19 protein-coding genes are annotated in these 21,587 nt (G+C 70.6%); 6 read left to right on the top strand and 13 right to left on the bottom strand.

Annotated elements, in window-relative coordinates; translation table 11 throughout:
* Positions 1 to 9 precede the first annotated feature (9 nt).
* Positions 10 to 1,482, bottom strand: a complete 1,473-nt coding sequence (locus tag ACFRCG_RS02030) for an MFS transporter (RefSeq protein ID WP_380027719.1) — start codon at positions 1,480 to 1,482, stop codon at positions 10 to 12.
* Between the two features lie 189 nt (positions 1,483 to 1,671).
* On the opposite strand from ACFRCG_RS02030, the gene ACFRCG_RS02025 reads away from it, so the two are divergent.
* The gene (locus tag ACFRCG_RS02025) at positions 1,672 to 2,241 is read left to right on the top strand and encodes a TetR/AcrR family transcriptional regulator (protein WP_380027949.1); all 570 of its coding nucleotides are present in this window, start codon (positions 1,672 to 1,674) and stop codon (positions 2,239 to 2,241) included.
* 36 nt (positions 2,242 to 2,277) lie between these two features.
* On the opposite strand, the gene ACFRCG_RS02020 is transcribed toward ACFRCG_RS02025, so the two are convergent.
* Positions 2,278 to 2,994 (bottom strand): helix-turn-helix domain-containing protein, encoded by a 717-nt coding sequence (locus ACFRCG_RS02020; protein WP_380027717.1) that lies wholly within the window; start codon positions 2,992 to 2,994, stop codon positions 2,278 to 2,280.
* Between the two features lie 980 nt (positions 2,995 to 3,974).
* Entirely contained in the window at positions 3,975 to 4,901 is a 927-nt protein-coding gene (locus ACFRCG_RS02015; protein WP_380027715.1) for an NADP-dependent oxidoreductase, read from the bottom strand.
* Positions 4,902 to 5,053: 152 nt separating this feature from the next.
* On the opposite strand from ACFRCG_RS02015, the gene ACFRCG_RS02010 reads away from it, so the two are divergent.
* The gene (locus ACFRCG_RS02010; protein ID WP_380027713.1) at positions 5,054 to 5,734 is read left to right on the top strand and encodes a TetR/AcrR family transcriptional regulator; all 681 of its coding nucleotides are present in this window, start codon (positions 5,054 to 5,056) and stop codon (positions 5,732 to 5,734) included.
* A gap of 88 nt (positions 5,735 to 5,822) precedes the next feature.
* On the opposite strand, the gene ACFRCG_RS02005 is transcribed toward ACFRCG_RS02010, so the two are convergent.
* From ACFRCG_RS02005 to ACFRCG_RS01995, 3 genes are read right to left on the bottom strand one after another with little or no spacing between them, the layout of a single operon-like run.
* Complete coding sequence (locus tag ACFRCG_RS02005) at positions 5,823 to 7,001, bottom strand: nitrilase-related carbon-nitrogen hydrolase (RefSeq protein ID WP_380027711.1); 1,179 nt, start codon at positions 6,999 to 7,001, stop codon at positions 5,823 to 5,825.
* A complete protein-coding gene (locus ACFRCG_RS02000; RefSeq protein WP_380027709.1) occupies positions 6,998 to 8,311 on the bottom strand; it encodes an ArgE/DapE family deacylase in 1,314 nt (437 codons plus the stop codon). The genes ACFRCG_RS02005 and ACFRCG_RS02000 overlap by 4 nt, the downstream gene beginning before the upstream one ends.
* Complete coding sequence (locus ACFRCG_RS01995) at positions 8,308 to 10,056, bottom strand: amidohydrolase (protein WP_380027707.1); 1,749 nt, start codon at positions 10,054 to 10,056, stop codon at positions 8,308 to 8,310. Before ACFRCG_RS01995 ends, ACFRCG_RS02000 begins: the two co-directional genes overlap by 4 nt.
* 234 nt (positions 10,057 to 10,290) lie before the next feature.
* Here ACFRCG_RS01995 and ACFRCG_RS01990 point away from each other — a divergent pair, with 234 nt between their 5' ends.
* Positions 10,291 to 11,013: a response regulator transcription factor gene (locus ACFRCG_RS01990; protein ID WP_380027705.1), complete on the top strand. Its 723-nt coding sequence runs from the start codon at positions 10,291 to 10,293 to the stop codon at positions 11,011 to 11,013.
* A gap of 19 nt (positions 11,014 to 11,032) precedes the next feature.
* On the opposite strand, the gene ACFRCG_RS01985 is transcribed toward ACFRCG_RS01990, so the two are convergent.
* From ACFRCG_RS01985 to ACFRCG_RS01975, 3 genes are all read right to left on the bottom strand, one after another.
* Complete coding sequence (locus ACFRCG_RS01985) at positions 11,033 to 11,629, bottom strand: TetR/AcrR family transcriptional regulator (protein ID WP_380027703.1); 597 nt, start codon at positions 11,627 to 11,629, stop codon at positions 11,033 to 11,035.
* Between the two features lie 164 nt (positions 11,630 to 11,793).
* Entirely contained in the window at positions 11,794 to 12,669 is an 876-nt protein-coding gene (locus tag ACFRCG_RS01980; protein WP_380027701.1) for a geranyl diphosphate 2-C-methyltransferase, read from the bottom strand.
* Between the two features lie 17 nt (positions 12,670 to 12,686).
* Positions 12,687 to 13,955: a family 2 encapsulin nanocompartment cargo protein terpene cyclase gene (locus tag ACFRCG_RS01975; RefSeq protein WP_380027699.1), complete on the bottom strand. Its 1,269-nt coding sequence runs from the start codon at positions 13,953 to 13,955 to the stop codon at positions 12,687 to 12,689.
* Positions 13,956 to 14,588: 633 nt separating this feature from the next.
* Here ACFRCG_RS01975 and ACFRCG_RS01970 point away from each other — a divergent pair.
* From ACFRCG_RS01970 to ACFRCG_RS01960, 3 genes are all read left to right on the top strand, one after another.
* On the top strand, positions 14,589 to 16,001 hold the full coding sequence (locus ACFRCG_RS01970; RefSeq protein ID WP_380027697.1) for a family 2B encapsulin nanocompartment shell protein: 1,413 nt from the start codon (positions 14,589 to 14,591) through the stop codon (positions 15,999 to 16,001).
* A 199-nt stretch (positions 16,002 to 16,200) separates the two neighbouring features.
* A complete protein-coding gene (locus ACFRCG_RS01965; RefSeq protein WP_380027695.1) occupies positions 16,201 to 16,434 on the top strand; it encodes a hypothetical protein in 234 nt (77 codons plus the stop codon).
* Positions 16,380 to 16,901, top strand: coding sequence for a DUF3052 domain-containing protein (locus ACFRCG_RS01960; RefSeq protein ID WP_380027947.1), 522 nt, complete (start codon positions 16,380 to 16,382; stop codon positions 16,899 to 16,901). The genes ACFRCG_RS01965 and ACFRCG_RS01960 overlap by 55 nt, the downstream gene beginning before the upstream one ends.
* Positions 16,902 to 17,003: 102 nt before the next feature.
* Here the strand turns inward: ACFRCG_RS01960 and ACFRCG_RS01955 are convergent, their stop codons facing one another.
* The 4 genes from ACFRCG_RS01955 to ACFRCG_RS01940 all read right to left on the bottom strand — a co-directional run bounded on the left by ACFRCG_RS01955 (position 17,004) and on the right by ACFRCG_RS01940 (position 21,551).
* Positions 17,004 to 18,536 (bottom strand): M1 family metallopeptidase, encoded by a 1,533-nt coding sequence (locus ACFRCG_RS01955; protein ID WP_380027693.1) that lies wholly within the window; start codon positions 18,534 to 18,536, stop codon positions 17,004 to 17,006.
* Between the two features lie 442 nt (positions 18,537 to 18,978).
* Positions 18,979 to 19,623 (bottom strand): dihydrofolate reductase family protein, encoded by a 645-nt coding sequence (locus tag ACFRCG_RS01950; protein ID WP_380027691.1) that lies wholly within the window; start codon positions 19,621 to 19,623, stop codon positions 18,979 to 18,981.
* Between the two features lie 127 nt (positions 19,624 to 19,750).
* Positions 19,751 to 20,185: an ASCH domain-containing protein gene (locus tag ACFRCG_RS01945; RefSeq protein ID WP_380027689.1), complete on the bottom strand. Its 435-nt coding sequence runs from the start codon at positions 20,183 to 20,185 to the stop codon at positions 19,751 to 19,753.
* A 157-nt stretch (positions 20,186 to 20,342) separates the two neighbouring features.
* Entirely contained in the window at positions 20,343 to 21,551 is a 1,209-nt protein-coding gene (locus ACFRCG_RS01940; protein ID WP_380027687.1) for an amidohydrolase, read from the bottom strand.
* Positions 21,552 to 21,587 lie beyond the last annotated feature (36 nt).

The raw sequence follows: 21,587 nt of genomic DNA, 5'->3' as shown, positions 1-21,587 counted from the left end.
ACAGCCTCGTCAGCCGGCCCCGGGAGGATCGACCGCCCCGGCGGCCGCGGTCACGCGGGGATCGCCTGCCGGTTGCCGGCGCGCGGGGGTGTCGGTGGGCGTGGTCGCCGTCAGCCACAGGCCGGTGAACACGGCGCCGATCAGGGTGATCACGCCGGCCACCAGGAACGCGCTGTTCAGGCCCGCCTCGAACGAGGCACCGTCGGATTGCCGCGTGCGCACGACGGCCCCGAGCACCGCCACACCCAGCACGGCGCCGATCTGGCGCGTGGTGCTGCTGATGCCCGCGGCAAGCCCTCCCTCCTGTGGGTCGACCGCCTGGATGGCGGCGCCGGTGAGCGGGGACATGGTCAGGGCGAAGCCGATACCGACGATCGCCAGTCGCCACCACACGTTGCCGTAGCCGGTGTGCGCGTGCACGAAGCCCAGCGCCAGCAGCCCGAGTCCGGCCAGTGTCAGGCCGGCGGTCACCACGACGCGAAAGCCGTATCGGGCGGCGAGCCTGCCCGCGAACGGGCTGACGATCACCATCGCGAGCGTGGCCGGCAGGGTCTGCAGGCCGGCGCGCACCAGCGAACTGCCCTGGACGTACACGAAGAACTGGGAGAAGAAGAACGTCGAGCCCATGAGCGCGAAGCCCACCACGACCATGGCGGTGTTGGACACGGTGAACAGTCGCCGGCGGAACAACCGCGGCGGCAGCACGGGGTTGGCGCGGCGCCCCTCCACGACGACGAAGGCGGCGAGGACCACGACCGCGGCGGCGAAACCGCCCAGGATCGGCGGCGAGGTCCAGCCGCGGCTGCCGCCCTCGATCAGTGCATACGTCAGCGTCCCCACGCCGAGGACGGACAACACCGTCCCGGGGACGTCGATCGCGGGCGCGTTCGGATTGCGGGATTCGTCCAGGAGGCGCAGCCCGGCCGCCAGGAGCAGCACGCCGATGGGCACGTTGATCAGGAAGATGGCGGGCCACCCGAAGGCATCGGCCAACAGGCCACCCGCCGGTGGGCCGGCGGCCATGCCGATGCCGCTGAATCCGGCCCACAGTCCGATCGCCTTCACTCGTTCCCGCGGAACGGGATGGGCGGCGACGAGCAGGGCCAACGACGCCGGGCTCAGCGCGGCGGCGCCGACGCCCTGGAGCACCCGTCCGGCGAGCAACCAGCCGACCGAGGGCGCCATGGCGCACATCAACGACGCGAGGGTGAACACCGCCACGCCGGACAGGAACACCCGTTTTCGGCCGAAGCGGTCGGCGAACACGCCGCCGGACAGCAGCAACATGGCCACCAGCAGCACATAGGCGTCGACGATCCATTGCAGGCCGGTCAGTTCGGTGTGCAGGCGCTCCTGCATGTCGGGCAGCGCCGCGCCGACGATCGTGTTGTCGAGCAGCACCATGAACTGGCCCACGCAGGTCGAAGCGAGCAACGCCGTCCGGCTCGATCGACCGCCTGCGGCCACAGGCAATGCGGCCATGCTCGTCCCCCTCCTTCGCCCGGTAAGACCGGGAATAGCCGACTTGCCGGCACAAAACAGCCCGACAAGACTCACAAACGCAGGTGAATACTGCGTTAGAGAGGACTGTAAAGCGCATCCATCCACTAAGGCAAGCGCCAGCTGCGTTAAGGTGAGCGGATGGACGAGCCACGGATGAACGAGCCGCAGGTGGATGAGCCACAACGAGCCCGGCGGCCCGGCGGGCGCAGCGCCCGCGTCCGCGCGGCGGTACACCAGGCCGTCACGGATCTGGTCGGCGAACGCGGCTACAGCGGCTTCACCATCGGCGAGGTCGCGGCCCGCGCCGGTGTGGCCGACACGAGCATCTATCGCAGGTGGGGCAGCCTGGAGAATCTGCTCGCCGACGTGACGAACTCCCGCCTCACCGCACGGTCGCCGATGCCCGACACCGGAAGCCTGTCCGGCGACCTCCACACCTACGCGGCCAACGTGGCCCGCGAAATCACCGGCCCCGACGGCCCGGCGGTGTTGCGCCTGACCATCGCGCTGTCCGACATGGACGAACAGGGCCTGCGGGCGCGCGACGACTTCCTCGCCGAACGCTCCCGGCAACTGCAGTCGATGCTCGACCGCGCCACCGAGCGCGGGGAAAACCCACCCGACGCGCTCGACGTACTCGACCACGTCATGGCCCCGATGTACATCCGAGTCCTGCTCGGGATCGGCGCGCTCACTCCGGACTACATCGACGGGCTGGTCGACCGACTGTTGTCGTGACCCGCCTCCGGCCGGGTAATCCCGCAATCGACCCGGTCACGAATCGACCCACCCCGCCTCGCCCACACTTCGCCGCACCTCCTGGTCGGACCGAAATCGGCCGGGCGTACACCCGATCAGACCCTTGAAGGTGCGGACGAAGTGGGGCTGATCGTGGTAGCCGGTCTCCGTGGCCGCCTCCGTCCACGACAGCCCCGCGTCATGCAGTTGCAACGCCGCGCGCAGGCGCAGGACTTGGGCCATGGTCTTGGGCGACGTGCCGATCTGCTCGCGGAAGCGCCGCTCCAGGCGCCGTACGCTCCAGCCGGCCGCGTCGGCCAGCTCGTCCACTCGCGCGCATCCGTCCACTCGCACCAACTCCCGCCAGGCGTCCACGACTTCGGGACAACAAAGTGGACCGTCCCGGAGCCGGGCGGCAAGCAGGTCCTCGACCAAGCCGAAACGGCCCGACCAGTCCGGGCATTCGGCCAGGCGTTCGTCGAAGTGCCGCTCCCGCGAGCCGAGCAGGTGTACGGGGTCCAGCGGCCGGTCAACCCATTCGGCCATCGGGAGGCCGCAGATCCGGTAGGCCGCGAGCGGCGTCAGCAGCACGGTGACGCCCGCCAGGACACCGGTGTGCTCGCCGATCACGGTCTTCGTACAACCCCCGGTGACCATCGACGTTCCGGACACGGCACGCCTCGGGTCGATCGCGTCGACCACCCGCACCGGTTCGCCGAACCCGATCATCACCCTGACGACCCCGTCAGGCACGACGAACCGGTGTCTGGTGCCACGGGCTCGGAGGCGGAATCCACGCAGGCCCAACACCTGTCCGCGCAATGCCGGACTCGCCCTTCGGGCCACGAACTCCCCTGCCTCCGCACCGTTTGCCGCAGGGCTCACCTCGGCGCGGACGGCACTCGTCGCGCTCCCACCACCGCGCGCTTCACGGCGCCTGTCCCCCGACGGTCGACCGGCTTCTCGCATATCGACGCACAGTAGCGTGTCGGTCACGGCGCCGACGAGCCCGGAATCGGACCGTTTGACCGCCGGAACGCGCCGCAGCCCCCACCGTGACGTATTCGTGCAATACACGCGCCCTCGAACCCGCCAATCTGGGACTCGGGCACGGCGATCCCGCACCGCCGGCTCCTCGGTCGTGAATCGGCCGCGAATCGGCCGCGGGGCGGGCTGCGGACGGACGAAGAAGTACCGATATCGCCGCTTCGACCGACCGGCTGCCCGTCGACGGGGGACGGGCAGCACCGGGGGGAGGGCGCTGCCCGCGCCCGTGTCGCCGGTCCGGCCTCCCCGGCGAACGGACCGGCGCCCGCGACCGGTCATGAACATCAAGACGCCCTCGGACGCGCCCGGGTCCTCGACCCGCGGCAGACACGAATCGCCACCTCGTGTGATGCCGCGCCCGATCCGCGGGGCGGCCGCCCGGGCCGAGGCACCACCCATGCCTCGGCCCGGAGCCGTGCTTGTCCTCATGCCCCCGGGAGGGAGGCACCGGGCAGCCAAGCCCTCCGGGCCCGGTGGGGACGATCGCGAACCCCTCGCGACGGAGCAGCGGGTCGGGGTCGGGCAACGCTCGACGCGCGGGCCGGCAGGGCGTACCCGGCGCGACCTCCACCCCGCTCGTCCGCGCCGAGATCAACGGCGAAGCCGGAGCCGGGTCGTCGCGACCGGAATCGTGCGCGGCCCCGGTGTGCTTCCGGACCGCCCATCCGCAAACCCGCCGCCGGGCGTCAAGGCACCGTGACGACGATCTTGCCGCGGGCGTGGCCGAGGGCGCTGACGTCGTGCGCGGTGGCGATCTCCTTCAGCGGGAACACCGCGTGCAGCGGGACGGTGAGGCGGCCCGCGTCGGCCAGTTCGGCCGCCAGGGGCAGTCCGGCCCAGCCCGGCGACCGCCCCACCTCGGAGCGGCAGAAGCGCACACCGTGCCGAGCCGCGTCGAAGTCCGCGATGGTCACCACACGGTCCGGGTCGCCGGCGATGGCCACAAGGTCGGCGAGAGAGCCCTTGCCGGCCGCGTCCAGCACCACATCGACCCCGCGCGGAGCGAGCGCGGCAACCCGATCGGCCAGCCCCGGCCCGTAGGTGACCGGTACGACCCCGAACCGCTCCAGGAAACCGTGGTTGCCCTCGCTCGCGGTGCCGATCACGGCAAGGCCCCGGGCCCGGGCGAGCTGCGCCGTGATGGTGCCGACGCCCCCGGCGGCGCCCTCGATCAACAAGACCATGCCCTCGGCGGCGGCCAAGGCCTCCAATACCCGCGTGGCCGTGTCGATGTTGCCCGCCGCGCCACCCGCCTCCGCGAAGGACCACGACCGAGGCTTGGGCGCCCACGCCTCCAGCACGGCGTACTCGGCCGCGGCGCCGCCCTGATCCACGAACGGAACGAGACCGAACACCGCGTCTCCCACGGCGGTGCCGATCACCCCCTCCCCCACCTCGTCGACGATTCCCGCGGCATCCATGCCCGGTGTATGGGGGAAGTCCAGCGAGACGAAGTCCCGCAGCCTCCCCGAACGCAGGTACCAGTCGGCAGGGGTGACACCGGCGGCCCGCACCGCGATGCGGACCCGCCCGGGCCCCGCGTGCGGCTCCTCGACCTCCTCGACGGCGAAAACCTCGGAACCGCCATAGCGGTGGTACTGCACAGCGAACACGGTCAACCTCCGTACACACGCCCGTCGTTCGGCGGGAGACTTCGACGGCCGCGCGCCTTCGCGGCCGACGGTCGGCCGCGAAACACCGCGGCACCACGTCACGCTAACCCGCCAAACGGACGACCCCTTCCGTTTGTGCTTAAGTGGGAGACATGCCTGCCCGACTGTCTCGGAACCCCCCTCCCACTGCCTCCGGCACCCCCGCCAGGGGCCAAAGGGCCGACGCCCGGAACAACCGTGCCCGGCTCCTCCGCGCCGCCCGCGACGCGTACGCCCTCGACGGCCCCGGGGTGTCCTCCAGCGCGATCGCCCGCAGAGCGGGCGTGGGCGCCGCCACCCTCTACCGGCACTTCCCCACCCGCGGCTCACTGATCGCCGCCGCGTTCTCCGAACAGCTCGCCCAGTGCCTCGCCGCCGTCGACGAGGCCATACGGGACGACGATCCCTGGCACGGACTGCGCACCGCCCTCACCGAGGTCTGCATGATGCAGGCCCGGGACCGAGGGTTCAGCGCCGCGGTCCTCGCCGAATTCCCCGACGCGCCCGAGGTCCGGCGCGAACGTGTCCGCGCCGAGGCGGGACTGGCCCGGCTGGTACAGCGGGCGAAGGACGCCGGACAACTGCGCCGGGACTTCGACACCAGCGACATCACCCTCCTGCTCCTGGCCAACAACGGCGTCCTGCGCGACTCCCCGGCGGACTCCGTCGCCGCGTCCCGCCGCCTGCTCGCCTACTTCCTCCAGTCCTGCCGGCCATCGGCCGACACTCCCCTGCCCGCCCCGGCCCCACTGCGCCTCGACGACCTCCACCGACCGACGCGTCGAGCGAAGTGACGCGGCCCCGCCCGAGGCGCCGGGCCGGGGCCCTGGAGTCTTCGTCACCTACACGGACGCCGGCGGCACGGGTTCACCGGGTCGACGTTCACTCGTCCTCGTCCGCCCACCGGTCCAAAAGCGTGGCCGGGTCGTCGCCGCCGGGCGGTGGGATGTACCGCGCGCCCGGGGCGGCGTGCGCGGGTGGTGTGTAGGAGCCGCGATCGATCAGGCGGTGGATGTTGGCGCGGTAGATCTCGTCGACGTCGGCATGGCCCGTCGGATCGTGGTCGAGCCACAGATTGGCCGGGTGTACGGGATGGTCGTACATCCGGCGGAAGAGTTCGGTGCGCAGGTCCTTCAGCCAGTTGGAGTTGAGGTTCATCGTCCGGAATCGGCGCAGCGCCTCGATGTCCACGATGCCGGCGACGAAGCTGTTCGTGCCGGAGACGGTGTGTGCGATCACGGCGCCGAGGTGGTCGACGATGTGCGAGTGCCCGCCGGCGATGTCGTACGGGTGCCGGGCGTCGGGAGTCACGTACACCGGGCCGACGTTCGGGCAGACCATGTACAGGGAGTTGAAGTGCGCGTGGGCCCGGTTCTGCAGGAGCCACGTGCCGCCGGGGTCGGGGCCGGCCTGGGTCATCGGCACCGCCTCGCTGGGGCGGTACACCACCTCGGCACCGTTCAGCGCCAACGCCCTTACCGCCTCCGGGTATTCGCCGTCGCTACAGCAGATCGTGCCGATGTTGCCGATGTCCGGGGTGCGCAGGACCGGGTAGAAGGCGTCGATCCCGTCGCCGAACACCTCGACCCAGCGGTCGTAGACGTCGTGCGGGGTGCACGAGCGCTCGCGGCACCAGACGTGGTTCTTGGCGGCGCGGTGCACGATCTCGCCGTCGGGGGAGATCACGAACAACACGTTGAAGTAGCGGTCGGCGACGATCTCGGGCCAGCGGGCCTTGCACTGGACCACGAGGTAGGTGCCGTAGTGGCGGGCGAGGGCGGCGAGGCGGTCGGTCTCGGGGCCGGGGATGTCGATGAACAGGTCCCGGGCGGCCCGGACGTGCGGGAGGTCGAAGATCTCGTCGGTGAAGCCGGTGAGCGCGCCCTCGGCGAGCGCGATCAGCTTGACCGGCATGTTGATCCCGATGGTCGAGACCGCGGCGTGGATGGCGTCCTCGATGGTGTCGAGGTTGCGGGTGATGTGCCTCCGGGCGCCGATGCCGTGCACGATGGTCGACAGTCCGACGGCCATGTACGGCGCGATCGGTTCGGGACCGCTCATGCGCCGCACCAGTCGATCGCCGCGAGCGCGTAGGTGCGGGCCGCGCAGATGATCTCGTCGACCGCGCAACGTTCGTCGTAGGCGTGCGCCATGGCCAGTTCACCCGGACCCAGGCCCACGGTCGGAATACCCGCCCGGCAGAGCCAGGTGGCGTCGGTCGCGGAGGGGAACGCCTCGATGCCGGGCCGGGCCGCGTATCGACTGTCGTGCCCGGCCAGTTCGCGCGCGCCGGCCACGACGTTGCACAGCGGATGGGTCGCGTCCACGCGCGAGCCGGGGTAGCACAGTTGCCAGGTGACCACGGGCGGGTGGTCGCGCAGCCACGGGTCGGTGGCGGCGACGTGCGCGATGTGACTCTCGATCTCCGCCCGAATCGTGTCCTGTTCCTCGGCCGGCGGGTGGAACACCGCGTAGACCATGCTCATTTGGTCCGGGATGAACGCACCGCTGCGCGAGTGCCGGGCGCCGCCGTCGAGGGCGCCGGGGGCGATGGTGAACTGGCCGGGTTCGAAGAGCGGGTCGAACTTGGTGATCGCCCAGTCGTGTTCGAGGCGTCGCAGGGCCTCGTGGATCACCAGCCCCCGGTCGATGGCGCTGACCGCGATCGGGTCCCGCGTGCCCTGCCCGCGCAACATGCGCCCGCGCATCGACGAGTGCGCGCTCTTGCCGACCACGTCGACCCGCATCACCAGCACGCCGGGGGTCGCGGCCATCACGGTCAACGGCCGGGCCGCGCCGGTGGGTTCGGCCACGATCGCGGCGTCGGCGGTGTAGCCGCGCGCGAGCACCGCCGAGGTGCCCATGTGGTGTTCGAGGTTCTCCTCGCCGACCACGGCCTGGAGGATCAGGTCGCCGCGCAGCCGCACCCCGGCCTCGCGCAGCGCGCGGGCCGCGAACGCCTGCGCGACCAGGCCGCTCTTCATGTCCGCCGAGCCGCGGCCGTGGATCCAGCCGTCCTCGACCGCCCCGTCGAACGGGTCGCCGGAGCGCCAGGCGGCGGGGTCGCCGGGTGGGACGACGTCGACGTGACCGTTGAAAATCAACGAACGGCCGCCACCGGTACCGCGGATCACCCCGACCGCGTTGTCCCGCCCGGGGTCGACCGCGAACACGTCGACCTCGGCGCCGGCGTCGGCGTACACGCCCGCCAGCAGGCGGGAGACCGCGCCCTCGGCGCCCACCACGTCGGCGTAGTCCTCGCCGGGGAAGGTCGGCGTGACGCTCGGGATGCGGATGGCCGCGGCGACGGTGGCCAGCAACTCCTCGCGCAGGCCGTCGATTCGGGTGAGCACCTGCTCGTGTGCGGTCATCGGCCGTTCTCCGTTTCGGGTTCGTCGCCGGCGTCCGCGAGGTCGCCGCTGTCGTGCACGGTGCGTCCGCCCAGGAGGGTGCGCAGCACCCGGGTGCCCGCGAGGTCGTCGATGTCGCAGCGCGAGGGGTCGCGGTCGACGATCGCGATGTCCGCGTGGTGACCGGGTACCAATGCCCCGATGTCCGGCCAGTCCAGCACCCGGGCGGCGCCGGTGGTCCACATCTCCAGTGCCTGCGCGCGGGTGAGTACCTGGTCGGGACCGGCGTTGCGGTGACCGGAGCCGGCGAACTCGTGCGTCTGGGCGAGTTTGATCTGCTCCCACGGGTTCTTCGGTCCCCAGTCGGTGCCGCCGCCGAGGTCGAAGCCCGCGTCGAGCAGTCGGCGCAGGGGGACGAGATCGCGCCACACGTGCTCGCCCATCCGCTCCCCGTACATCCGGCCCTTGCCCCACGCGAAGCCGACCGACGTGGTGACCTGGAATCCGAGCGCGCGGTAGCGGCGGACCTGGTCGGGGGTGATGGTGATCGCGTGTTGCAGGATCCAGCGCCGATCGCGGAAGTCGTGTTCGCGGACCACACGTTCGGCGATCGCGAGGAAGTCGTCGTGCTCGCGGAAGGCGCCCATGCACATGTTCGCGCGGATGCCGCGCTCGGCGCAGAACCGGACGAACAGTTCCTCCTTCTCCAGGGACAGGAACCGAACTCCGCGGGTCGGCCGCCCGAACGGGTCGGGGTAGGGCTCGTGTGTCGCGAAATAGCCGGAGAAGCACGGCCCGCCCGGGCTCATGGTGATGCCGTCGACGCGCAACAACTCGTCGTCCCGCTCGGAGGGTTGTGCGGTCAGCCGCTCCAGGCGGGCCCCGAAGTCGGCCGTGGTCAGCGGCTCGAACGGGCTGAAGATGACCGATTCGATGTCCGGCGCGGTCAGCACGCGGAAGGTGAGCAGGCCCTGGGCGCGCAAGTGCCGGTAGACGTCGATGTGTTCGGGTTCCATCGCGTGGCCCTCGTACACCGTGGTCACCCCGCGCGCGGTGAAGCGGGCCATCTCGTCGAGGGTGCCCTGTACGGCGCGGGCGGGGTCGAGCGGGGGCAGTTTGCTCAGGATCTGGGACCAGAACGGGTCGTACGTGTAGTAGTTGGTGACCGGTCCGCGCAGGATGCCGGTGAGTGCGCCGTCGTCGTCCTTGTCGATCTCGACGTCGCAGACGCGGTCGGGGATGAAGGCGCTCAGCCCGACGGCGCGCAGTCCCGCGCTGTTGAACGCCACCACGTTCGGCATGCGCGGCGCCCATGCCTGGATCAGCACGGGGTGATCGGCGGTCGCCGCGTCCAGGGTGTGCCGGTCGGGCAGGCGCCGTTCGGCGAGGTCGGCCGACGAGCGCCGGACGAAGTAGTGCGGTTCCCCGACCGGCGTGCACATGATCCACTCGCCCGGGGGTGTGTGTGCCGCGTGCTCGCGGATCCGGGCCACGATGTCGGCGTGGTCGACGGCGTCGGTCAGGTCGACCAGGCCCGCGGCCAGGCCACCGAAGTGCAGCACGTGCGGGTGGGTGTCGATCAGACCGGGCAGCACGGTCGCCCCGGCGACGTCGATCCTCCGCGCGCCCGGGCCCGCGAGGCTCGCCATGTCGCGGGCGCCGCCGGTGGCGAGCACCCGTCCCGCCTCGACCACCAGCGCCTCGGCGTCCGGCGCGGACCGATCGAGGGTCAGTACGTTGCCACCGGTGATGAGTGTCCTGGCCATCCGCTGCCTCCGCTCCGACCGGCGGGTCCGGTCATCGGGTGAAGGTAGGCGTGGACGCGGTGGGGCACATCGATCCAACGGTTGACACCCGACCTTGACCCCCGGCCTCGGGCGCGGTTAGGTTCCTCCTGCCTCCCTTCGACCTCCTCGTGTCGATCTCCTCCGGTCGGCCGCCTCGGTCGACCTCTCCTCGACCCTTCCTTCGGACGAAGCGGGCGGCCTCCCATGCACCCCATGCATCCCAGCGGCACACGATCGAGCGTCGGCCCGCGAAGCGTCGCCGAGTTCAAGGCGCAGACGATGGACTTCCTGGCCGAGTCGGTCTCGGCGACCGGAATGGTCTTCTATTCCGTCGACGCGGGCCTGAACGCGGTCGGCCACGTCTTCCGGGCCATCCCGCCGGTGCGCAACGTCGGCTACCTGAGCCATTTCCATCTGCTCGATCCGTTCCACCCCAGGCGGTTCGCCGCGTCGGACACCCCGCTGGCGACGCTGTTCGACCTGGGGGAACGATTCGACGCGTCGGACTACTACCGGCACTTCATGCGTCCGCTCGGGATCCGCTACGAGGCCGAGTTGTACCTGCGTCACGAGGGCCGGCTCGTGGGGGGTGTGTCGCTGTTGCGGGACGCGCGCGAGGGCGATTTCACCGCGCGCGAGCTGCGGTTTCTGCGCAAGGCGCACCCGTACGTGGAGTACGCGTTCGGGGCGTGGCAGCAGCCGGCGGTCGATCCGGCCCCCGAGGCGGCCTGGGAGCTGACCGCGCGCGAGGCCGAGGTCGTCGCCCTGCTGCTCGACGGCGCCACGAACGCCGAGATCGGCCGTGTGTTGTCGATCGGCGTGCCGACGGTCAAGAGTCACCTTCAGCACATCTTCGACAAGACGGGGTTGCGGTCCCGGGGCCGGCTCCTGGCCCACGTGTTGCGGGACCGGCCTGCGGATCGGGCGGCGCGCTGACGGCGGGCCCGGACAGGGCCTATCCGTGGCCGGCGCAGTGGCGCAGGATCGCGGGGCGCAGGCGGGTGTGCTCGAAGTCGTCGTCGGGTGTGGCGAGTTGTTCGAGGACGAGGCCGTTGAGCAGGGTCAGCAGGTCGGCGGCGGCGGCCTCGGGCTCGGCCGCGCCCACGGCCGCCAACCGGGCGGCCAGGGCCTCGCGTTGTACCGCCCCCCACTCCGCCAGGGCGGGGCGCAGCTCGGGTCGGCGGGCGACCTCCAGGAACAGCTCGTATCGGGCGATGCTCGCGTCCCGATCGCCGGCGACGGTGTCCGTCATGTAGCGGGCGAGCCGGGTGGCGAACTCCTGCGGGTCGGCGGTGGCCGAGCGCCGCAGCACGGTGCGGATCTCGTCGATCTGCCGGCCCGCGAGTCGGCGCAGGGCCTCGTCGAGCAGCTGCTCACGGGTGCCGAAGTAGTAGCGGGTGGAGCCGTGGGTGGTGCCCGCCTCGACCGCCACGGCGCGGTGCGTCACCGCCCGGGCGCCGTCCCGGGCGAGCAACCGCACGGTGGCGTCGAGAAGGGCCTCGCGCCGCGCCGCGCCGCCGGCCGATCGGGGTGCTCGGACGGGAGTGGACATGGGGGCCACCTTAGTTCCTCGGCAAAGTTTTCTCCATTCGGAGAAAACCGGTGCTACGGTCGTCGCGAGGAGGCGGGAAGAGAGGTGGGAAGAGCGGACGCGCCGTCAGGCGTGGGAACGGTTCCGGGACCGGGCGGCGATCACCGCCCGGCGGTCGGATGCGGTCAGATGCGGTCGGCGGCGATCAGGAGGTATTGGAAGGAGCCGTTGCGGTAGGAGTTGAGGAAGGCTTCCTCGATGCCGGTGGTGAGGGAGGATGTGGCGCGCAGTTCCCAGTAGGGCAGGGTCGCGGGGGTGAGGTCGATGACGGCCTGGGGCACGAAGCGGTTGTCGGCCATCGCCCGCAGGTACTCGCGGCGCGAGTGGATGTTGCATTCGAAGTGGGCGTTGATCTGCGAGACCCACTTGGAGGGTTGGCCGTAGACGGGGTTCCAGCAGCCGGTGATGGTCACGTACCGGCCGCCGGGGGCGAGGATGCGGGCGTGTTCGGCGAACAGGTCGTTCAGGTCGACGTACATGCTCGACTCGTTGTTCCACGAGGCCCGCGCCCGACCGCTCGCGAAGGGCATGTCGAGCATGTTGCACACGTGCGCCCGCACCGAGGCGTCGATGCCCAGCTCGCGGGCGCGCCGGTTGGCGAACTCGGCCTGTTTGGCGGAGAGGGTCACCCCGTCGACCGAGCATCCGAAGCGGTGGTGGGCCATCACCATGGAGCCGCCGCGCCCACAACCGGCGTCCACCAGCCGGTCCTCGCGCCCGATCGGCCCCAGATGGTCCAGGAGCAGATCGGCCTGCGCGGACTCCAGTCGGTGCAGTTCGGCGATGAGCTTGGTCTCGCGGTCGCCGCCTTGGGAGCCGGCGAACGCGGAGTCGTCGACCGCCCCGATGCCGTAGTGGTGGTGGTAGAGGCCGTCCACGTCACCGAGGCGCAGGTTCACCGGCCGCGCCTCGTGATCCCAGTAGTGGGCGATGTCGCCCTGGTAGGGCGTCGCCGGGCCGGGGATGGTCACCGAGATGGCGGGTTGGGCTGTCTGGGTCACGATGGATCTCCTCTTGGTTACCAGAAGTCGGGCAGGCCGTAGCGATAGGTGTTGGTCTGGTGCCAGTGGTGGTTGCCGTCGACCCACACCGCCACCCCGCGCAGGAAGCGGGCCACCTGGGGCACGGGACACGCGAGAGCCACCGCGGCGGCTTCCGCCTCGAAGGCGCGCATCAGGTCGTTGTGCACCTCGATGGCCTTGAGGAACGCCTCGCGCTCGTCGAGACCTTCGCGTTCGGCGAGCACCACGGGCAGGTTCATGTGCCGCCCCGGGGCGGCGAGTTCCTTCGTGTACGAGTACAGGTCGTTGACGATGGTGGTGGCGTTGGAGGCCAGCGCGATGACACGCTGCATGTCCGGCCGGGCATGCAGGTCGGCGGGCAGTTCGTACCCACCGACGGTGTCGGTGATGGTGGGACACGGACGGAAGTTGTTGAACTGCCGCATCGCCAGGTACTCCCACACCTCGGGCACGTACTCCGTCTGCGCCCAGGCGGCCTCCGCGAGATAACCCAGGTGCAGACGCGCCATGTCGTGCCGGTACCGATCCGCCCGGGGGCCGGCGGCGAGCCGCAGGAAGTAGTCCATCGCCGAGCGGTACGCCCGCCGCGGCGCGTCACCGTGCAGCGACCGCGCCCAGGGATCCTGGTATTCCGGCGTGGTGTGCACCGCGTCGAGGGCGGTGTGCGCCATGAGCAGACGCCCGCCCAGGCCCACCGGTGAACCCCCGTGGTCCTCGCAGTAGCAGTCGTCGAGCACGTTCTCCGCGGCCATCAACCGGGTGGCGACCATCAGGTGCTCGATCGTGGGCGCGTCCGGATGACACGCCACCATGTACCGGCCCAGCGAGAAACCGTCGAACTGGTCCTCCCACTCGGGCGGGAACAGCGCGACCTCGTCCACCGCCCAGTCCTTGATCCGGCGACCGACCTCCGCCACCCGGACCTCGTCCGGCTCGGCCACGGGGTGGTAGTACAGACCCGGAATCTCCCGACAGGGCGCCGGTGGTCGCGCACGCCGCGCCAGGTACAGACCCGCCGTACCCAGGCCGCTCGGACCGCGCAACACCCGCTTCAGGACCTCGCGAGCCGGATCGGGATCACCCCGGACGCCGTCCTCGGGCGCGGCGCGGACCGCGGCGGGCGCCGCCGCGGCCCGTGCGTCCGGTGTCGGCACCGGAGGGAGCGAGTGATCGGGCATCCGTGACTCCTTGGGTGATCGGATGGGGCGGTGATCGGATGGAGCGGTTTCGCCGAAAGTCGGGATAGGCGGAATCCGGGCGCGCATTTCCGGACTCGGAGGGCAGGGGAATACATGCCCGGTGGTCCGGGAAAACGACGGGGAGCTAATTCCCGTATCCGGTGGGTGGGGCCGCCCGTGGCGTCGGGGCGATGTGATTGTGGCGGTGCGTCTCGTCTGCGGCGGGTCGAAAGTAAGGATGGTCGGAGAGCGTCCTTCTCGCATCCGGGAAACAGGTTAGGGCGACGCCCCGATTCGGCAAGGAGGAGGGGTCGATTGTCATTCGATATAGTGAACTTCCTGTCGCATGTTTGCCGGGCGCACACCGTGGATGACCTGTGCATCACACGTCTGCGAGCGGGTGGCATCCGGTCCGACGGGGCCTCGGCGGGCGCACGGGCGGACCCGGATGGCCGCCGGGGATCCGCCGGTTCCGATCCGGTGGAAAACGGGCGATGCACCGTGATCCGGAAGTGCGACGAGTGATTCCGCTTTCCTGCTTCGCGCCGAGGCGAAACCCGAATCCTTTCCACGGACGATGTCGTCGTGTCTTATCGACCGAAATCCCGTTCAATTGCCGCATGCCGGGCACGCATTCACTCTTTCGTGTAGTAGCAGAATTACCCTCGTTGTTGTCAGGCTGTTCCTGTCCGCTCCAAGCTCGGGAGGAAGAGGCGCTTCATGTCGGTCGACGCAAATTCGCGGCCATCCGCGGATCGGGAACGGGAACAACAGAGCCTTGACACCGCGGCGGCGCGGAATCTGGCGACGACGACCAAGTCCGTCCCGCAGATGCAGGAGATCAGCTCCCGGTGGCTGCTGCGGATGTTGCCGTGGGTGCGGGTGCAGGGCGGTACGTACCGGGTGAACCGGCGGCTGAGCTACGCGGTGGGCGACGGGCGGGTCACCTTCGTGCAGACCGCGGGCCGGGTCGAGGTGATCCCGGCCGAACTGGGTGAGCTGCCGGCACTGCGGAACTATCCCGACGAGGCCGTGCTGACGGAGCTGGCCCGGCGTTGCGAGCAGCGCGAATACCCGGCGGGCGCGGTGCTGGCCGAGTCCGGGGCGAGCGTCGAGCGGGTGTTCCTGCTGGCGCACGGACGTGTCGACCGAGTGGGGTCGGGGCCGTACGGCGGTGAAACGGTTCTGGGCGCGCTGGCGGACGGCGCGTACTTCGGCGACGAGTGTCTGACCGCGGCGGAGCCGACCTGGCCGTGCACGTTCCGGGCGAGCACGCCGTGCACGGTGTTGGAACTGACCCTCGCCGACGTGCGGAACCTCGCCGAGCGGGCCGAGTCGCTGCGCGCCCACCTCGACGGCGTGGCGCGGATCCCGAAGCAGCGGACCAACAAGTACGGCGAGGCGGCGATCGACATGGTCGCCGGCCACGTCGGCGAGGCGGTCATCCCGCACACGTTCGTGGACTACGAGTTGGCGCCGCGCGAGTACGAACTCTCCGTGGCCCAGACCGTGCTCAAGGTCCACACCCGGGTCGCGGACCTGTACAACGAGCCGATGAACCAGACCGAACAGCAGTTGCGCCTGACCGTGGAGGCGCTGCGCGAGCGCCAGGAGTACGAGCTGGTCAACAACAGCGAGTTCGGCCTGCTCGCCAACTGCGACCACAGCCAGCGCATCCAACCCCACGACGGCGTCCCCGGTCCCGACGACATGGACGAACTGCTCTCCCGCCGCCGCGGCAACAAGTTCTTCCTCGCCCACCCCAAGGCGATCGCCGCCTTCGGACGCGAGTGCAACGCGCGCGGTCTGGTTCCGGATTCGGTGGACTTCAACGGGCACCGGCTTCCGGCATGGCGCGGCGTGCCCATCTTCCCGTGCGGAAAGATCCCGCTCACCGAGCAGCGCACCACGTCGATCCTGTGCATGCGCACCGGCGAGGACGACCAGGGCGTCGTCGGCCTGCGGCAGGAGGGCATCCCCGACGAGATCGAACCGAGCCTGTCGGTGCGCTTCATGGGCATCAACGAGCAGGCGATCATCTCGTATCTGGTCAGCGCCTACTACTCGGCCGCGATCCTGGTCCCGGACGCGCTCGGCATCCTGGAGAACGTCGAGGTCGGTCACCGCCGCTGAAGGGATCGGGGCGGCCCGCATGACACGTGCTCTCGTCGGCGGCGCCTTCGTCACCGTCACCGTCCCCCGGCGGGGCGTACCGCCCGGCCAACGCGCCGTCCGGGGGGTCCGCCACCCACCCGCACCCGACGGACGAACGCGACGCCCGAGGGCCGCGCTATCGTGGTGGACGGAGTGCTGCCGAGGCGCGGAGGTCCGGATGGCAGGGTTCGAATGCCTGTGTGGTCACGGACGTTCCCGGCACAGCGGGCCGCCCGAACGTCGAGGCGGGTGCCGGACCTGCACGTGTGCGGAGTACGTGTACGCGGCCGAAGCCGTCGCCCGGTCGCGCATGCCGGCCGCGACGCCCCCGCAGGAGGAGCGCGAGCCGCATCCGAGCTGCCCGCTGCAAGACCCCGACTGCATCGGCTTCCACCCGACGATCGGCTGGTAGCGCCCGCGTGCACGGGCGTACGGACGGGTGTCGAGAGCAGAGGTTGTGATGGGGGCTGCCGCGGACGCGCCCAACCACGCGCGGCGAATGGGCCTCGTTCGAGCCATGCGCTGGTTCGGGAACCGGGCTGGGACAACGACACCGACGACCGGATCCGCGCCGACATCGAGGACACGATCGGCGGCGCGATGGTGGACGACGAAACCGATGAGGTCGTGGACGCCGTCCTGCTGTGGTGGCGAGCCGGTGACGGCGATCTGGCCTGCGAACTCACCGATGCGGCAAGGGCTCTGGCCGACACGGGCGCGATCTGGGTCCTCACCCCCGCGACGGGCAAACCCGGCTGCCTCGACCCGGGCGAAGTCGCCGAGGAAGCGCACAGGGCCGGCCTCGTATCCGTGGCTTCCGTCGCCCTCGGAGCATGGTCCGGCAATCACCTCGCCCGACCCGAACCGCCCCGCGCATGACGCTGGTTCGTCGCCTCCGGCATGTGCGGCTCGCGCCGCGGCCCGGCGGGCCGCTCCGGGCGGCCGGCCGGGCCGTTTTCGGGCTTCACGTGCGACGGATCGTCAATCCTTGTGATCGTGCACGGTGTTGGTCTCCTGGATCTTCTTCCAGGACTTCGGCTCCGGCGCCGCGTCCGCGGTGGCCCTCGGCGTCAGGCTCGGCTTCGCCGTGCTCGGCGTCGCCGCTCCGGCCGACCCCGCCGCGGGCTTCGACGGCGTGAACAGCCAGGTGGTGAACAGTTCGGCCAGCGGCTTGCCGGAGATCCGCTCCGCGTACGCCTGGAAGTCCTGGACGGTGGCGTTGCCGTACCTGCGCTCGGTCGGCCAGCCCTTCAGGATTTGGAAGAACTTCTCGTCCCCGACGGCGTTGCGCAGCGCCTGTACCGCCACCGCGCCCCGGTCGTATACCGCGCCGGCGAACTGCTGGTCCGGGCCCGGGTCGCCCGGCTTGATGGTCCAGAACACGTTGTCGGCCGGGTAGAGGTTGTAGACGTAGTCGGCCAACTCCTGGGCCGTGCCCTCGTTTTCGTGCTCGGACCACAACCACTGCGAGTACCGGGCGAAGCCCTCGTTGAGCCAGATGTCGCTCCAGCGCCGCACGGACACACTGTCCCCGTACCACTGGTGGGCCAGTTCGTGCACCACGACGGAGGTGTTGGCACCGCGGGCGAACTGCGCCGGGCTGTAGAAGATCTGGCCCTGCGTCTCCAGCGCGTAGCCGGTGGGCACGTTGGGCACGTAGCCGCCGACGGTGCCGAACGGGTACGGGCCGAATCGGCCGCTGAGCCAGTCGACCAGCTCGCCGGTCCGCTCGACACTGGCCTGCGCCGCGCCGGCGTTGTCGCCGAGGTCCCTGCTGTAGGCGGTGATGACGGGCAGTCCGCCGGGGGTGGTGTCGGTGCGGATGTCGAACTTGCCGATCGCCACCGTGGCCAGGTAGGTGGCCTGCGGCTTGGTCTGCCGGTAGTTGTAGCGGGTCCAGCCGGCCCGCGAACTCTGCGTCGAGGTGCCGTTGCTGATCACCTGGGTGCCGTCGGGCACCAGTACGGAGACGTCGAACGTGGCCTTGTCGGTCGGGTGGTCGTTGCTCGGATACCACCAGGCCGCGCCCTCGGGCTCGTTGGCGGCGATGCCGCCGTCGGGGGTGCGCAACCACCCCGACACGCCGCCGCGCAGGACCGTGCCGGGGCGGTCGGCGTAGCGGACGACGACGGTGATCGGGCTGCCCTTGGTGATCACCCGGGCGGGGGTGATCTCCAGTTCGTGCTCACCGGTGGCGGCGAACGTGGCGGGGCGGCCGTTGACCAGCACCTCGTTCACCTTGAGCACGAAGTCGAGGTTGAAGCGGGTGAGGTCCTGGCCCGCGGTGGCCAGGATGGTGGTGGCGCCCTCTAAGTCGTCGGTGGCGGGCTGGTACTTGAGCCGGATGTCGTAGTGCGAGACGTCGTAGCCGCCGTTGCCGGCGGTCGGGTAGTAGGGGTCGCCGATGCCCGGGGCTCCCGGGCCGGCCTGGGCGGCGGCCGAGGCGGAGGCGGGGACGGACAGGAGCAGGGCGAGCGCGCCTGCGGCGGCGGAGACGGTCAGCCTCGTGCGCACAGTGGTCCTCCACAGGGTCACTGGGAAAACGGGTCGGATCGATCCTTGTCCCGCCGGACCCCGTCCTACGCCGAAACGCTCGGATGTTCACGGGAAGAAAGCAATGCGAAATGCGGGCGCCGGAGCGCACACGATTCCGGTGGCGCGAACCCGGGCCGCGAGCGCGCGGAGTCGCCGAGCACACGGATGGAGGTGATGCGGCGGCCCGGCGTTCGCCTCGAAGCACGACGGCGCCGCTCCCGGGTGGGGGGAGCGGCGCCGAGTGCAGCGTCAGGGCCGGTGAGGGGGCCGCCTCACGGCGGAAGGCACACCGTGGCTCCAGCCGAGCGGTATTCCACGGAGGCAATGGTTGGGCCCGGGGGCACACCCTCACCGACGACCATCACAACCGACACCGCCCCGGAATCATTCCCCACCCCCGAAGCGCGGTCGGCGGCCGTGGCTACTTGCGCCAGAACAGGTGGTGCACCACGCCGCTCGGGCTGGGCACGACATCGAGGTGGAACCGGTCGAGCAGCTCGTCGGGGGATTCCCACAGGCGCAGTCCGCCCCCCAGCTTCAGCGGCGAGACCGCCACATGCATCGTGTCGACGAGGTCGGCCTCCAGGAATTCCCGAATGACGGTGACCCCGCCGCCCAGCCGCACGTCCTTGCCCTGCGCCGCCTTGCGCGCCTTGTCGAGAACCGTGGCCGGGTCGTCGTCGACGAAGTGAAACGTGGTGTCGGAGAGCGTGAACGAGGGACGCTCGTGGTGGGTCATCACGAACACCGGCGTCCGGAACGGGGGCTCGTCCCCCCACCAGCCAAGCCACTCGTGATCCCGCCAGGGCCCACGCTGGGGCCCGAACTTGTTGCGGCCCATGATCTCGGCACCGATATTGCGGTCGTAGTCCCGCGTGAAGTGGTCGTCGAGCCCCCGACTGCCCCCGGGATCGGTACGCATCGGCCAACTGGCGGTCGCCCCCGCCCAGGCGAACAGTCTTTCGGGATGATCATATCCGAACGGCCGTTCGAGACTCTGATCCTCACCGGCACCCACGCCGTCACTCGACACGTTGAAATTCTGAACCCTCAACAGCTGAGACACGTTTTCCTCCTGTGATGCCCTCAGGCCTGCGCGTCCGTTTCACGGATGGGTCGGAGCCCACGTCTCGTTCTCGACATCGAGCCACGGATTCTCCGAAAAATCTTCCGACCCCTCCTCGCGATCGCGCCTAGCGCGTGTCTTCGCCGCGCGGGAGGAGTTCGAAGCGCTGGGCAACGACCCGGGTGTCGTCATCGACGGTGAACCCGGGATCGTCCATCGCCGCCCGCATCTCGGGTCCGTGCCAGAACTTCTCGTGATTGGCCCGCCACTGCGCGATCGAGGTATCGCCCTCACCCTCGTCGCGAACATGCGGCCAGTCGACATCCGCCAGCCGCAACACACGGACCTCGGTGATCTCGACGACGCCGACACCACATCCCTCCGAGTCGACGACCGTGTACCGATCCCCGACCCGCGGAAGTTCCTCCCCCGCATGCTCGTAGTCCGCGAGCACACCGGTGGTACTGGTCTTCGTCCCATCGAGCACCGCGGCAACAAGCGCATCCCGCAACGCCCCGGGAAAGCCGAACTCCATGGGCGGATACTCGAACACATCGACCATGCCCCCACGCTACGACAGACCGTTCCCGCACGCAGTCCCGCCGCGCGCGGCCGTTGGTGCCTTCGTAGTTGCTTCGGCGGTGCGGCGGGGGCGGGAAGGTCGAGAGCGCGGGCGGGGACAGTGGAGATCGCACGACCGCGGCGGCTGGAACCGGGTGCTAGCGGGTGAGCCAGGTGTGGGCGGCGGATACCAGGGTTTGTACTCCGGTGGCCAGCGTGGGGTCGAGGGTTGGGGCGAAGTGGGGGGAGTGGTTGGTGGGGATGTTCTCCGCGATCCGGCCTGCCGCCTGGGCCTCCGCGTACAGCGCCGGGTCGGTGCCTCGGACGAACCAGTACGCGGACGGGATGCGGCCGCCGTCGGTCAGCAGGCCGAAGTCCTCGCTCGCCGGGATCAGCGGTGCCGCGACGACGCGCGCCGGGTCGAACTGCGCGCGGAACGCCGCGAGTACCGCCTCGCCGACCTGCTCGTCGTTGACCAACGCCGGGAAACTGTAGAGCAGTTCGACCTCCGGTTCCGGCGCCCCGGACGTGGCCGCCTCGCCCCGCACGATCCGTTCGATCGCCGCCAGTGCCCGGTCGCGGACCGCGGGGTCGAACGAGCGCAGGGTCAGGCCCAGTTCGGCCTCGTCGGGAATGATGTTCTCCTTGGTACCCGCGTGCATCGACCCCACGGTCAGCACCACCGGGTCGGTCGCCGCCACCTCCCGGGACACCACGGTCTGCAGGCGCATCACCGTCGCGGCGGCCAGGACCACCGGGTCCACCGTCGCCTCCGGCCGCGAGCCGTGGCCGCCCTTGCCGCGCAGCCGGACCCGGATGGCGTCGCCGGCGGCCATCGTGACCCCGTCGCGGTACCCGATCCGGCCGGCCGGCCCGGGACCCACGTGTTGCCCCAACGCGACCGCCGGGGTGCCGAATCGTGCGTACAGGCCGTCCTCGAGCATCGCCCGGGCCCCGCGGCCGATCTCCTCCGCGGGCTGGAAGACCAGTAACACCCGGCCCGACCAGTCGGCGAATCGACCGGCCAACTCGGTCGCGGCACCGATCAGCCACGTCGTGTGCAGATCGTGGCCGCAGGCGTGGGCGACCCCGTCCGTCGTCGACGCGTACGGCAGGCCGGTCTTCTCGGTGACCGGCAACGCGTCCATGTCGGCGCGGAGCAGCACGGTCGGCCCCTCCCCCCGGGCCAACACGCCCACCACGCCGGTGCCGCCGACCCCCTCGACCGTGTCGCAGCCGAGCGCGCGCAGGTGTGCGGCGACCAGGGAAGCGGTGCGGTGCTCCTCGAAGGCCAACTCGGGGTGTCGGTGCAAGTCCCGGTACACCTCGGCGAGTTCGTCCAACAGGTCGGGTGGCGTGGAGATCATCGTATTCCTTCCGTCGGGTCGGCGCGGCACGGTCTC

It is taken from the genome of Embleya sp. NPDC056575 (assembly GCF_042793325.1).
Lineage (GTDB): Bacteria > Actinomycetota > Actinomycetes > Streptomycetales > Streptomycetaceae > Embleya.
This window is presented reverse-complemented; position numbering and strand designations above follow the sequence as displayed.